A 13,670-nucleotide genomic window follows, 5' to 3' on the forward strand; every position below is an offset into this window, starting at 1 on the left:
CCTCAGCCGCGCATCATGCGGGCGCGCGAGTTCGGCCGGTAGGCGAGGCGGCTGTGGCCGGCGCAATACGACTGGCCGTCGGGCGCAGTATTGCCGCAGAAGCAGAAATCGTCTTCACCCGGCGTCGAGATCGGCCAGCGGCAGCGGTTCTCGGACAGCTCCAGCAGCGAGCAGCGATTGGCGTCGTCGATTGGACCGGCGACCACGGGCGCGTCGGTCTCGCCGTAGATGGTGGCGAGCATCTCGTATTGCAGCCGCGGCACGGCTCTCCTCGTACGCGGCGGCGCAAGGCTCCGCTCGAGCCTGCGGTCTTCGACCGCGCGGCTGCGCGTCAGATTGAGCCGGGACAGCTTGCCGATCACCGCGTTGCGGCTGACGCCGATGTCGGCGGCGATCTCGCGGCAGGAGAGGCCGGCCTCGAAATGTTGCTTCAGAAGTTCAATTCGTTCGTCAGTCCAGGTTGGTGAGAGAACAGGCATTTGTAACGGTCCCAGGTTGCAGATGTCGGCCATCCGCCTCTCGAGATCCGTCCGCCTCACGCCCGGCGCGCGCTCACGTCCTGCCATTGTCGCGAATCGACAAAAGCCCGTCCTTGATGGCGAGACGGATGCCTTCCTCGATCAATGTCCGTGCGACGCCGGGAACGCTGGTGCCGTGGGTGCCCTGTCTCACCAGTTTTTCCAGATAGGTGATGGTCGAGAGCGCCAAGGTTACGGGAATGCGGTCAGTCTCGGCTTTTTCGGTGGCCATGGCCCGAACGCTAGCCTCTTACTCGGGTACATAAAAGTAACGATTAAGACTCTATTTAGGTTCGGGGCCGGAAGTCAAATCCGGACTGAATCGGCGTTTCAGCTCATTGGAATCGCTTGAGAAATTGGGCACGGCGCGGCGCGCCGCGCGGCAGACCGGGCGGCGGCGTGGCGTCAACGGGTCAGGGAAGGCGCCGGCGGCTCAGCCGTGCACGATCGCCTTTTCGATCATGCAATGGATGCCCTTGGAGCCGTTGACGGTCTGGGTCACCCGTAGATCGGCCGCCAGGCTGCACAGCGTGTAGGCGTCCTCGCGCGACAGGTTACGCGTCTCGCCGAGCAGCGCGATCATGTCGCGCAGCGCGCGCACCACGCACTGGTCGAGATCGGGGTCCATCGCCATGGTCATGTAGTGCGTCGGCGTCTCGGCACGGGGATAGTCGAGCCTGAGGTCCTTGCGCAGCGTCAGGCGGAAGCGGCCCTGGAGCGCGGTCTCGATCGCGGTGACGCATACCTCGCCGTCGCCCTGCACGCCATGGCCGTCGCCGCAGGAGAACAGCGCCCCCGGGACGAACACCGGCAGGTACAGTGTCGCACCGGCGCCGAGCTCCTTGTTGTCGAGATTGCCGCCCATGGCGCGCGGGACCAGCGAGGAGATACGGCCCCAGGCCGGCGGCGGCGAAACGCCCATCACGCCGAAGAACGGCTTCAGCGGCAGGTCGAGGCCCCAGGGCATGCGGCCGACCATTCGCGTCCGATCCAGCGGGATGTTGAGGATGCGCGTCTCGTGGAAATCGTCGGGCAGGGTGCCGGACAGCGGCCTGATCAGATTCCAGCCCCAGTCCTGCCGGAGCTGGACGTCGAGGATCTCGACCGCGAGCACGTCGCCGGGTTCGGCCCCCTCGACCGCGATCGGTCCGGTGAGGATGTGGCCGGGCAGCATGCGCTCACTCTTCGCGTGGACCTCGTGCATCTCCGGCGGAATGTGAAATTTGTCGCGGTCGGGCAGCACGTCCGGGCTGCCGCTGATGGTGTCGACCGTCACCTCGTCGCCGCTCTTGACCGTGAGGACGGGCTCGAGCGCGGCTTCGAAGAAGCCCCAATGGCAGGTTTCGGGGCTTGAATGCAGGTGATGATGGGTCATTTGCGGCCGTCCGTTCGGTTTGAACTGCTGTGCCCGGGCTTGACCGGGCGATCGATCCTCTTTCAAGAAGATTTAAGATGGACGGGCCGGTCAAGCCCGCGCATGACCCGATCATTCCAGCGAGGCTCCCCCTGTATTTCGTTCTTTCCAAGACCCTCGGCACGGCGCTGCTGCCGATCAATCTTCTGGTCGAGCTCGGAATCCTGTCGCTGGTGCTGATGCTGACGCGCTTTGCGGCGCTCGGCCGCAAGCTTGCGGTGACCACGCTGGTCCTGCTGGCGCTCGCCGCGTTCTCGCCGCTGGGCAACCTCCTGCTTTATCCGCTGGAGTCGCGCTTTCCGAAGTGGGACCCGTCGCGGGGCGCGCCCGACGGAATCATCGTGCTCGGCGGCTCCGTCGACACCGATCTGTCGGCCGCGCATCGCACGCCGGTGGTCGCGTCCGCAGCCGATCGCATGCTGGCACCGGCCGAGCTCGCGCGCCGCTTTCCGAATGCGCGCATCGTCTTCACCGGCGGCTCGGCGAACCTCGTCTCCACCGATGCGAAGGAGGCCGACTACTCCGCGCCGATCCTGGAAAGCCTCGGGATCCCGAAGGAGCGCCTGATCGTCGAGCGGGACTCGCGCAACACCTGGGAGAATGCGGTCTTCACCAAGCAATTGGTGTCGCCGAAGCCGGGCGAGCGCTGGCTCCTGGTGACGTCGGCTTTCCACATGCCGCGCGCGATGGGGATCTTTCACAAGGCCGGATTTGACGTCGAGGCCTATCCGGTGGACTGGCGAATGGGCGGGCGTGACGATCTCTTCGCGTTCACCCATATCGGCAAGGAGGGGCTCGGCAGGACCGACGTCGCCATGCGCGAATGGATCGGCCTGTTGACTTACCGTGTCATGGGCCGGACCGGCGAGTTGCTTCCGGGGCCGGGCAAGGACTAGAACGAGAGGCGCAAAACAAGAACACAGCACCGGCGCACGATCGCCGGCCCGGAGGACGCCATGCAGCAGCAGAGCGCTGAAAACATCGATTTTGCCGGCCTCGTCGCCGATCTCAACAGCCTGTTGCGGCTGAAGACCACGGTGATCGGCATGAAGCTGTTCGCACGCGCCGCGGACATGGAAGCGATCCCGAAAATCCGGCGGCCGAACGCGATCCACACCACCGACCAGGTCGTCAGCATGGCCGCGCGTCTGGGGTGGACCGTCGGCATCACCGCCGACGATCTCGTAGGTAGCCAGTGCCGCGCGGTGATTGGCCTTAGCCCCCAGGACGACAAATGGCTCGCCGGCGAAAATTACGTCGGGGTCTGGCACGGCACGGCGGAGGACGCGCGCAAGCGCCAGGAGGCGCTGGACGTGGTGCCGTTCGGGCACTATCAGGCGCTCGCGGTCAGCCCGCTCGCCAGCGGCCGGCTCGATCCGCCCGACATCTGCCTCGTCTATGCGACGCCCGGGCAGATGATCATCCTGATCAACGGGCTGCAATATACCGGCTACAAGAAGTTCGAATGGGGCGTGGTCGGGGAGACCGCTTGCGCGGATTCGTGGGGGCGGGCGCTCAAGACCGGGGAGCCCAGCCTGTCCTTGCCATGCTATGCCGAACGGCGCTATGGCGGCGTGCCGGACGAGGAGATGCTGATGGCCCTGAAGCCCTCGCATCTCGCCAAGGCGATCCTGGGCATGAAGGCGCTGGCGAAGAACGGCCTTCGCTATCCGATTCCGCCCTATGGCATTCAAAGCGACGTCCGTGCCGGCATGGGCGTGAGTTACGCGAAAAAGTAAAGGCCAGTCATGAGCTCTGCGAAATTCGACATCGTCGTCTACGGTGCGACCGGTTTCACCGGCCAGCTCGTCGCCGAATATCTGGCGGCGCACTACAAAGACGACAAGGCGCTGAAATGGGCGATGGCGGGCCGCAGCCTCGACAAGCTGAAATCGGTGCGCGAGGCGATCGGCGCGCCCGCGGATACGCCGCTGATCGTGGCAGATGCGTCCGATGCCGCCTCGCTGAAGGCAATGGTCGCGCAGACCAAGTCGGTGATCACGACGGTCGGTCCGTATCAAATCTATGGCGAAGAGCTGCTCGCGGCCTGCGTCGCTGGCGGCACGGATTACTTCGACCTCTGCGGCGAGCCCGTCTGGATGCGGCAGATGATCGACAAGTACGAGGCGGCGGCCAAGGCGAGCGGCGCGCGCATCGTGTTCTCCTGCGGCTATGATTCCGTGCCGTTCGAGCTCGGTACGTTCTTCGTCCAGGAGGAAGCCAAGCGCGTGTTCGGCGCAGCGGCTGCGCGCGTGAAGGGCCGCGTGCGCGACATGCGCGGGACGCTGTCGGGTGGCACCGCGGCGAGTGCGAAAGCGACCTTCGATGCTGTCGCAAAAGATCTCAGCCTTGTCGCCATTCTCAACGACCACTTCGCGCTGACGCCCGGGTTTGCCGGACCAAAGCAGCCGAAAGGCAACAAGGCGGCGTTCGAGGAGGATCTGCAATCCTGGGCCGCGCCGTTCATGATGGCGCTGATCAACACGCGCAACGTCCATCGCTCCAACATGCTGATGGGATTCCCTTACGGCCAGGAGTTCGTCTACGACGAGATGGTGTTGACCGGTCCCGGCGAGAAGGGCGAGGCCAATGCGAAGCGCGTGATGGCCGTCAACGCCGAAAAGACCGGTCCGAAGGCGCCGAAACCGGGTGAGGGGCCGTCGAAGGAAGAGCGGGAGAACGGTCTGTTCAATCTGCTCTATGTCGCGATCGCGCCTGACGGCCGCATGGTCCGCGCCGGCGTCACCGGCGACCGCGATCCCGGCTACGGCTCGACGTCCAAGATGATCTCGGAATGTGCGATCTGCATGCTGCGCGACACGCCGGACGTCGCTGCCGGCTTCTGGACCCCGGGCGCGGCGATGCAGCACAGGCTGATCAAGCGGCTGCAGGACCACGCTGGGCTGACGTTCGAGGTGGAGGGATAGGGCCGCATCACAGACGCTGTCATGCCCCGCGAAGGCGGGGCATCCAGTACGCCGCGGCTTCTCCGTATCTTATCGCTGTCTCTGGAATACTGGATCGCCCGCCTTCGCGGGCGATGACACCGTGTTCGGCGCTACACCGCCCGCGCATCATACGCGTACATGAACTCCATGCTCTTCGAGCCCAGCGGCAACAGCCATTTCAGCATCTGATTGCGCATCCACGCGCCGGTGGCGCTGAACTCGCGCTTGCTGTTGCCGTTGCGGCGGGCCATGGCGACGGTCTTTTCCGTGCGCGGGCGGCGCTCGGCTTCGAAGGCCTGGAAGGTGGTGCCGAGCTCCTGTCCGTCCTGCATCAGGCGCGCGAGCCGCATCGCGTCCTCCAGCGCGAGCGAGGCGCCCTGGCCGGCATGGGGGCTGGTCGCATGCGCGGCGTCGCCGATCAGCAGCGAGCGCTTGCGCGACCAGGTCGGCAAGGTCGCGACATCGAGCGTGTCGGTGACCACGATGTTCTCGGCCGCCTCGATGATGTCGGGGATCGGATCGTGCCAGCCGCGATGGAAGCCGCGCAGATGCTGCTTCAGTGTCGCCGCATCGAGCGCGCGGAACATCGCCGCGTCCATGCCGTGCGCGGGCTGCGTGCTCCACCACATCACGCCGTCGTTCGGATCCGGGCTGCAATAGCCGTAGCCGAAGAAGCCGCTCTGGCCGAACGTGGTCTCGACGTGCCGGCCGATCGGCCTGCCGTCGAGCACGGCGTGCGGCACGAAGCCGCCGAAGCCGATCAGGCCGGTGTCGAAGGGCCGGGGTCCGTCCGGCACCACCTGGCGTCGCGTGATTGAATGCACGCCGTCTGCGCCGATCAGGAAGTCGCCTTCGGCGGTGGTGCCGTCGGCAAAGTAGGCGATGATCGGCTGGTCGCCGCGGTCCTCGATCTTGATCAGGCGCTTCTCGAAATAGAGCGAGACGCAGGCGCACCAGGCCTTGTCGATCAGCATTTCGTTCAGCGTGGCGCGGCAGACGTTCACCGCGGGCTGGCCGAAGCGGCGCTGCATGTCGCGGTTGATCGAGCCGAGCTTTCGGCCTTCCTGCGAATAGAAGTCGAAGGCCTCCGCGACCGATCCGCGGCTGATCAGCTCGTTCGAAAGCCCGATCTCGTCCATCACATGCATGCCGTTCGGCGCGATCTGAAGGCCGCCGCCGATGCCCTTCGAATAGGGCCAGGCCTCGTAGATCGCGGACTCGATGCCGGCGCGGCGGAGCAGGATGGCGGCGACGGGCCCGGCGATGCCGGCGCCGATGATCAGGGCCTTGCGGGGACGGTTGGACATGGCTTGCTCCCGACGTTTCCGTGGTGCTAGGAGAAATTACGGTCGCTAAATCTCTTAGTGACTAAGATATATATCGACTAAGATATGAGGTCGGCCTTGTCAAGGACGAAGGCGCGCGCGGCGCTGTTGCAGGAGCTCGAGGAAGCGATGCGCCGGTCGTCCGCGCAGGGCGTGCTTTATGGCCAGACCGTTGCGAACGTTGCCGGAATTGCCAATTCCGACCTCGAATGCATGGACATCCTCTATCTCGAGGGACGCGTCACCGCGGGCCGGCTCGCCGAGGTGACAGGCCTCACGACGGGCGCCATCACCGGCGTGATCGACCGGCTCGAGAAGGCTGGCCTCGTGCGCCGCGAACGGGACGAGAAAGACCGCCGCAAGGTCTTCATCGCGGTCGTGCCGGAGGCGGCGATGAAGATCGGCCAGTTCTACGTGCCGATGCAGCAGGCGATGGAGAAGGTCTTCGGCGCCTATTCCGACGAGGAGCTGCGTCTTTTGCTGCGCTTCGCGACGGAGGGCTACAAGGGCGTGCTTGCCGCCACTGAAGCGCTGAAGAGCCTTCTCGACACGCCGCCGGAGAAGCGTCCCGATCTCAAGCTGAAGAAGCTTCGTCGCCAGCCCTAGTCTTATAGACTTGGGCAGCCGCGATCATGCCCCACATCGCGCCCAGCATCATCCAGAAGTGCCGCCAGTGGTCGGTGTCGATCACGAAGCTTTCGCCGACGGTGCCGACGAAGGCTGAAAACACGGCGAGATAGGCGCGCTGCCAGGGCACGCGGACGAAGATGTGCCGGAAGCCCGTGATCACCGTGGTGAAGACCAGCGCGGGATAGCACACGCCGGACAGCCAGCCGCCCGACATGAAGGCGTTGAGATAGGAGTTGTGGGTGTCCTCGGGGAAGAAACGGTGGAATTGCAGGGGGCCGATCCCGAATGGCAGATCGAGCGCCATCTCCGCACCCAGGATGTGCCGGCCGAACCGGCCGAAGCGGCCCTCGTCATAGCTCTGGTCGAAGCTGGCGCGCTGCTTGAACATCTCGGCGGTGGAATCGAACGACAGCAGCACCGCGATCAGCGCAACGCCCAGCACCGCGGCGACGATCGCCATGACGACGATGCGCGAGCGCTGCGCGTTGGTGCGGCTGGTCAGCACCATCAGCGCCAGCATGAAGGCTGAGGTCAGCACCAGTCCGCCCCAGGCGGCGCGGGAGAAGGCGAGCAGGATCGCCAGCGACATGATGCCGAAGGCGATGACGTTGCGGAAGGCCTTAGCCAGCTTGTCCGAGACCACGCTCTGGAGCGCGAACAGCGCCGGCAGGATCAGGAAGGCGCCGAGCACGTTCGGGTCCTTGAACGTGCCGCGCGCGCGCCCGTAGAGCGTGAGGAGGTCGTCTCCGCCGGGAATCAGGTGGAAGTAGCCGGCGACCGCCGACAGCGAGGCAATCATCGCGCCGACCACGAGGCCGCGGCGGAGCATATCGAGCCGGGCCGCGGTGTCCTCGGACGTGATCGTGGCGAAGAACACCACGGTCACCGCCATGTACCAGGAGGTTGCGATCCAGCTCACCACCTCGGGCTGATCGAACAGCGGGATCGCGCTGATGGTGTAGCCGACATTGAGCAGGACCAGCATCAGCAGCAGCGGCATCAGCGCGAGTCGCAGGCGCAGGCCGGTGGCGAAGAAGGTGACGGTGGCGAGCAGCGTCACGATCTCGTAGGGGCTGGGTTCGATGAAGACGATGGCGCCGGAGGCGCCGACCAGCCACACCAGCGCGCGCTGGAGGGCCAGCACGCCGGGCGCAGCGCGAACCGCTGCATTCATCTCCCCGGCTGTCGCCGCATACGCCATCACACGCTCACGCTACTCGTACACACAACTTCCGCCGTCATGCCCCGCCTAGTGCGCGCTTGCGCACGGGGGCGGGGCATCCAGTACTCCGCGCCGTCAGTGGCGACGTTCGCCGTCGGCGTTTACTGGATCGCCCGGTCAAGCCGGGCGATGACAGCGCGTTCTTGACGCAAACAACTCAATACGCGTTCTCGTTCTTGGTCAGCAGCGAGATCGGCGTTTTCAGGAGAATGACGAGGTCGAACAGCACCGACCAGTTCTCGATGTAGTAGAGGTCGAACTCGACGCGCTTCTGGATCTTCTCTTCATTGTCGATCTCGCCGCGCCAGCCGTTGATCTGGGCCCAGCCGGAAATGCCGGGCTTGACGCGGTGGCGGGCGAAATAGCCGTCGACGGCCTCGTCGAACAGGCGGCTCTGGAGCTTGCCCTGCACCGCATGCGGGCGCGGGCCGACCAGGGAGAGGTTGCCGGAGAAGACCACGTTGAAGAGCTGCGGCAGCTCGTCGAGGCTGGTCTTGCGGATGAAGCGGCCGACGCGGGTTACGCGTGGATCGTTCTTGGTCACGACCTTCGAGGCCGTCGGATCCGCCTGGTGATGGTACATCGAGCGGAACTTGTAGACGTCGATGCGCTCGTTGTTGAAGCCGAAGCGCTTCTGGCGGAACAGCACCGGGCCGGGGCTGTCGAGCTTCACCGCCAGCGCCACCAGTCCCATCACCGGCAGGGCTGCGAGCAGCGCGAGGCCGCCGACGACACGGTCGAACAGCCATTTCATCACGAGGTCCCAGTCGGTGATCGGCGCCTCGAACACGTCGAGCGTCGGCACTTCGCCGAGATAGGAATAGGAGCGGGGACGGAAGCGCAGCTTGTTGGTGTGGGCGGACAGGCGGATGTCGACCGGCAGCACCCAGAGCTTCTTCAGCATCTCCAGGATGCGCGTTTCCGCCGAGATCGGCAGCGCGAACAGCACGAGATCGACGCGGGTGCGGCGGGCGAACTCGACGATATCGTCGACCTTGCCGAGCTTGCGCGCGCCGGCGCAGGTGTCCAGCGCCCGGCTGTCGTTGCGGTCGTCGAACACGCCGAGCACGTGGATGTCGGAATCGTCCTGCGCCTTCAGTGCCTCCACCAGTTGCTCGCCGTTACTGTCGGAGCCGACGATGATGGTCCGGCGGTCGAGCCGGCCCTCGCGCCCCCAGGCGCGCACCAGCGAGCGCAGCACCAGGCGCTCGGCGATGAGCGCTGCGAGCCCGATGAAGTAGAAGGCGGCAAGCCACAGCCGCGATATTTCGCTGCCGAACTTGGCGAAGAAGGAGATGCCGATGAAGAGCAGGAAAACGAATGACCAGGACGAGATCATCCGCGTCATCTGCCGGAGTTGACCGCGGAACAGCTGCACCTGATAGATGTCGGCGGCCTGGAAGCAGACCACGGCGGCGACCGCGACGGCGAGGATCTCCGCCGGATATACCCAGCTGAAGCCGGAAAGCGGCATGACGTAGCCGACATAGACCGCGATGCCGACGAGGCTCAGCAGCGCGAAGTCCGCAAGGCGTACGATGCCGGTGATCACGATCGGCGAATAGGCGCGGGCGACCTTCTGGTTGACGACGTCGAGTGCAGCGGGCGAGAGCCGGCGGCGGCGCTCCACAAAGGGCTGGTCAGCCGGCTTGGCCGCGGCACTGGTCGCGGCATCGAGCATCGAGCGTGCGTTGAGCGGTTCCACGGGCGTCCACGTCCATTCCAAAAACCCGTGGCGCAGCCTTGCACCCCGGGCGAGCATCCCCCGGCACCTCGATTATCGGACAAATCGGAAGAATCTCTAAAGCGACCTTAAGGGTGGTTAATGATTGGCAAATGCGTCGCGATAACCCGCGATCACGCCGTCAACCATCGCCTGCTGGGAAAAATGCGCGGAGATGCGCTCGCGTAAGGAGGATGCGCGCTGCGCTGTCGCCTGCGGATCGTCGAGTGCGGCCGCAATCGCTTCCGCCATCGCCTCGGCGTTGCTTGCCGCGAACAGGGCCGGGCTCTCCGTGCCGAAGATTTCCGGAATGCCGCCGACGCGCGCGGCGATCATGGGAATGCCGGCCGCGCCCGCCTCGATCACCACATAGGGCATGGAATCGCCGCGCGAGGGAACGACCAGCAGCCGCCCTTTGGAGAAGCCGTAGCGTGCTTTGACGTGGCCGATGAAGCGGATCGCGCCGGAGAGGCCGAGCCTCTCGACCTGCGCCTTCAGCGCTGCCGTCTCCTCGCCGTCGCCGCCGAGCGTGAGGGTGACCTTCTTGCCGCCTTCGTGCAGGCGCGCCACGGCATCGACCAGCAGATCCGCGCCCTTGATGTGCCTGAACTCGCCGACATAGCAGAGGTCGGTGGCATCCTCGGTGGTGACAACAGGCTCGAATTCCTCCGGCGTCACGCCATTGAAGACGCAATGCACCACGCCCTTGGGTGTGCCGACGATGCGCTGATAGGTGTCGCGGGCAAACGCGCTCTCGAACAGGAACAGGTCCGTCGAGTCCATCAGCGAGCGTTCGAGCCGCGCATAGAACTCGCCCTTCAACGTGTTAAGCGGATAGTGCAGCGAGCCGCCATGGGGCGTGTAGATGCGGATGGTGTCATCGGAGCGCCGCCGCATGCGAATGAACGCGCCGGCCTTGGCGCCGTGGCCGTGCATGACATCGGGCTTGAGCTCCGCGATCAGGCGCCGCATCCGAAGCCACACCAGGAAATCGTCTGGCGACGGCTCGCGGCGGATCGCCATGCGGTGCACGCCGAGCTTCAGTCGCGGCGCGAGCTCGGCCAGCGCCTTGTCGGCGCGCTCGCCGCCGGTGAGGCGGTCGGCGAGAATCCCGACATGGTGGCCGCGATCGACCTGGCCGTTGGCGACGTCGAGGATGTGGCGGAAGATGCCGCCCACGGGGGCGCGCACGGCGTGCAGGATGCGAAGCGGCCGGTCGGGAGAGGGGGGCATGATCTGAACCAGCGCTCGACGGCGAATGCCGAACAATTTCCGAAATATCGAGACGGATTAAGAGGCCTCGTGGTTAACAAACGGTGACGGGCGCGCGTGTGCCCATCGCGGGATTAACGCGATTAACCCAGCGGCAACCTTAATGGAGTGTAATCGCCCCGGTTGAGGTAGCTTGGTGGCGTTGCCCTGCGGGAGTGTTCGATGCGTTTAGCGTTCTGGCGTGCCGGCAAGGACAAGGCGGTGGTCGAGCGGGCTGTTTCGAAGTCCAAAGCCGAAGCCAAGCCCGAAGCCAAGCCCGAAGCCACGCCCAAGGTCGAAGCAAGGCCTGCGCCTGCTGTCACCAGGCAGGCGTCCGGTGAATCCGGCGACATCGATCTGCACGCGCTCGGTGGCGCGCTCGCCCGCAAGCGCGGCTGGATCATCGTGCCGACGGTGCTGGCGCTGGTCGCGTCCGTCGCCGCCGTCAATCTCGTGACGCCGCGCTACAAGTCCGAGTCGCGCATCCTGATCGATGGTCGCGAGAACGTATTCCTGCGTCCGAGCAGCGACCGCAGCACCGAGGAGCGGCAGGCGCTCGACCCCGAGGCTGTCACCAGCCAGGTACAGCTCGTGCTGTCGCGCGATCTCGCGCGCGAGATCATCAAGAAGAACAAGCTTGCGGAGCGGCCCGAATTCGATCCGGTGCTGCAAGGCATTTCGCCGCTGAAGTCGCTTGCGGCGCTGGTCGGCATCGGCCGCGATCCGTTCTCGATGACGCCGGAAGAGCGGGTGCTCGACGCCTATTACGATCGCCTCCAGGCCTATGCCGTCGACAAGTCGCGCGTGATCGTGATCGAATTCCAGTCGGCTGACCCGGATCTCGCCGTGCGCGTCGCCAATTCGATCGCCGACGGCTATCTCGTGCTTCAGCAGAATGCGCGCCAGGACCAGGCGCGCAATGCCAGCCAATGGCTCGCGGGCGAGATCGAGAATCTGCGCAAGAAGGTTTCCGACGCCGAAGCCAAGGTCGAGGACTTCCGCTCCAAGTCGTCGCTGTTCGTCGGCACCAACAACACGACGCTGTCGAACCAGCAGATGGGCGAGGTCAATACCCAGCTCAACAACGCGCGCTCGATGAGGGCAGATGCGGAATCCAAGGCGCGGCTGATCAAGGAGATGCTTCAGAGCGGCAAGCCGATCGAGGCGTCCGAGGTGGTGAACTCCGAATTGATGCGGCGGCTGTCCGAGCAGCGGGTCACGCTGCGGGCGCAGCTCGCCGAACAGTCGTCCACGCTGCTCGGCAATCACCCGCGGATCAAGGAGCTGAAGGCGCAGCTCGGCGACCTCGACAACCAGATTCGCGACGAAGCGGCCAAGATCTCCCGCTCGCTCGAAAGCGATGCGCGCATCGCCGGTGGCCGGGTCGACGGCCTGACCACGAGCCTCGAGCAGCTCAAGAAGCAGGCGACCTCGACCAACGGCCAGGACGTCCAGCTCCGCGCGCTCGAGCGCGAGGCCAAGGCGCAGCGCGACTTGCTGGAAACGTATCTTGGCAAGTACCGCGAAGCGAGCACCCGCGAGAGCATCGATACGGCGCCGGCGGAAGGCCGCATCATCTCGCGCGCCGTCGTCTCGAACACGCCGGCCTATCCGAAGAAGCTTCCGATCGTGCTGATCGCAACCATCGCGACGTTGCTGCTCTCGTCCGGTGTCGTCGTCACCGGCGAGCTATTGCGCCAGACCGCGCCGCGCGCGGCGGCTGTCTTTGCTCCGGCGCAGCCGCAGGCACAGGCGGCGGTGCGTCAAGAACCATTCGTCCGGCCGATGGTCGAGCCGGTGGTCGAACCGGTCATGGACGAGCCCGCGCCGCTTCAGCCGGAGATGACGGCCGATGCCGATGTCTCCGAGTTTGCCGAGATCGAGCATCTGGCCGACAGGCTGCGCGCCGCGGCGGCAAAGAAGATCACGGTGCTCGGCACCGCGCCAGGCGAAGCCGTCACGCTGTCGGCGCTGACGCTGGCCCGGCACCTGGCGCGCGATGCGCGGGTGGTCGTGGTCGATCTCGCCGCGTCCTCGCCGACGATTGCCGCGGTGTCCGTCGATGCCTCGGCGCCCGGCCTTGCCGAGCTGATGCAGGGCGAAGCCTCGTTTGCGCAGGTGATCACAAGGGACAAGCTGTCGCGGCTGCATCTGGTCATGGCTGGTCGTCCCGGCTTCGATCGCAGCCTGCTGCAATCGCCGCGCGTGACGCTCGCGATCGACGCCTTGCTTCGCGCCTACGACCACGTGCTGCTCGACGCCGGCAGCGCCTCCGACCTGCCGGCAGAATTGCTGACCGCCAATGCCCGCGCCGTCGTGGTGCCCGATGCGTCAATGGAGCCGGATGCGCGCAGGCTGATGAGCGAGCAGCTCAAGGCCGTCGGCTTCAGCGAGGTGACGATGCTGAGCAGGCCGGTCCAGCCGTCGGATGCACGCGAGATGGGACCGCGCGTGGTCGCGGCTTAGTAGATTTTACCCTCTCCCCGTGTGGGAGAGGGTGGCTTCGCGAAAGCGAAGCCGGGTGAGACGGGTGAAGGGTCACTCTCCACGAGTTCGGAATCGTAGGGTGGGCAAAGGCGCACTTGCGCCGTGCCCACCGCCTTTCAACGATTGCGGCAGAGGTGGTGGGCACGCTTCGC

12 protein-coding genes are annotated in these 13,670 nt (G+C 65.6%); 5 read left to right on the forward strand and 7 right to left on the reverse strand.

The genetic code is table 11. From position 1 onward, the window contains the following. Positions 1-2: 2 nt before the first annotated feature. From AB5K84_RS21450 to AB5K84_RS21460, 3 genes are all read right to left on the reverse strand, one after another. Positions 3-479 carry a GcrA family cell cycle regulator gene (locus AB5K84_RS21450; RefSeq protein WP_028171659.1) on the reverse strand — a complete coding sequence of 159 codons (477 nt, stop codon included), beginning with the start codon at positions 477-479 and terminating at the stop codon, positions 3-5. A gap of 73 nt (positions 480-552) precedes the next feature. Further along, positions 553-750, reverse strand: a complete 198-nt coding sequence (locus AB5K84_RS21455) for a hypothetical protein (RefSeq protein ID WP_007603456.1) — start codon at positions 748-750, stop codon at positions 553-555. 201 nt (positions 751-951) lie between these two features. After that, the gene (locus AB5K84_RS21460) at positions 952-1,893 is read right to left on the reverse strand and encodes an acetamidase/formamidase family protein (protein ID WP_011087744.1); all 942 of its coding nucleotides are present in this window, start codon (positions 1,891-1,893) and stop codon (positions 952-954) included. A 131-nt stretch (positions 1,894-2,024) separates the two neighbouring features. On the opposite strand from AB5K84_RS21460, the gene AB5K84_RS21465 reads away from it, so the two are divergent. The 3 genes from AB5K84_RS21465 to AB5K84_RS21475 are packed head-to-tail and all read left to right on the forward strand — an operon-like array spanning position 2,025 to position 4,859. Then, positions 2,025-2,828, forward strand: coding sequence for a YdcF family protein (locus tag AB5K84_RS21465; RefSeq protein WP_197535747.1), 804 nt, complete (start codon positions 2,025-2,027; stop codon positions 2,826-2,828). 60 nt (positions 2,829-2,888) lie between these two features. Then, positions 2,889-3,671, forward strand: a complete 783-nt coding sequence (locus AB5K84_RS21470) for a DUF169 domain-containing protein (RefSeq protein WP_011087742.1) — start codon at positions 2,889-2,891, stop codon at positions 3,669-3,671. Positions 3,672-3,680: 9 nt separating this feature from the next. Further along, entirely contained in the window at positions 3,681-4,859 is a 1,179-nt protein-coding gene (locus AB5K84_RS21475; protein ID WP_011087741.1) for a saccharopine dehydrogenase family protein, read from the forward strand. Between the two features lie 131 nt (positions 4,860-4,990). Here AB5K84_RS21475 and AB5K84_RS21480 read toward each other — a convergent pair whose 3' ends face one another. Next, positions 4,991-6,187, reverse strand: coding sequence for an FAD-dependent monooxygenase (locus tag AB5K84_RS21480; RefSeq protein ID WP_011087740.1), 1,197 nt, complete (start codon positions 6,185-6,187; stop codon positions 4,991-4,993). Between the two features lie 147 nt (positions 6,188-6,334). Between AB5K84_RS21480 and AB5K84_RS21485 the strand changes: the two genes are divergently transcribed. Further along, positions 6,335-6,811 carry a MarR family winged helix-turn-helix transcriptional regulator gene (locus AB5K84_RS21485; protein WP_049832408.1) on the forward strand — a complete coding sequence of 159 codons (477 nt, stop codon included), beginning with the start codon at positions 6,335-6,337 and terminating at the stop codon, positions 6,809-6,811. Here AB5K84_RS21485 and AB5K84_RS21490 read toward each other — a convergent pair. The 3 genes from AB5K84_RS21490 to AB5K84_RS21500 all read right to left on the reverse strand — a co-directional run bounded on the left by AB5K84_RS21490 (position 6,780) and on the right by AB5K84_RS21500 (position 11,013). Then, positions 6,780-8,036, reverse strand: a complete 1,257-nt coding sequence (locus AB5K84_RS21490) for an O-antigen ligase family protein (RefSeq protein WP_038966321.1) — start codon at positions 8,034-8,036, stop codon at positions 6,780-6,782. The genes AB5K84_RS21485 and AB5K84_RS21490 overlap by 32 nt on opposite strands. A gap of 178 nt (positions 8,037-8,214) precedes the next feature. Then, a complete protein-coding gene (locus AB5K84_RS21495; RefSeq protein ID WP_028171667.1) occupies positions 8,215-9,762 on the reverse strand; it encodes an undecaprenyl-phosphate glucose phosphotransferase in 1,548 nt (515 codons plus the stop codon). Positions 9,763-9,879: 117 nt separating this feature from the next. Then, entirely contained in the window at positions 9,880-11,013 is a 1,134-nt protein-coding gene (locus tag AB5K84_RS21500) for a glycosyltransferase family 4 protein (RefSeq protein WP_011087736.1), read from the reverse strand. 201 nt (positions 11,014-11,214) lie between these two features. Between AB5K84_RS21500 and AB5K84_RS21505 the strand changes: the two genes are divergently transcribed. Next, positions 11,215-13,497, forward strand: a complete 2,283-nt coding sequence (locus AB5K84_RS21505) for a GumC family protein (protein WP_011087735.1) — start codon at positions 11,215-11,217, stop codon at positions 13,495-13,497. Positions 13,498-13,670: the final 173 nt, after the last annotated feature.

It is taken from the genome of Bradyrhizobium sp. 1200_D9_N1_1 (assembly GCF_052075915.1).
Taxonomy (GTDB): domain Bacteria; phylum Pseudomonadota; class Alphaproteobacteria; order Rhizobiales; family Xanthobacteraceae; genus Bradyrhizobium; species Bradyrhizobium diazoefficiens.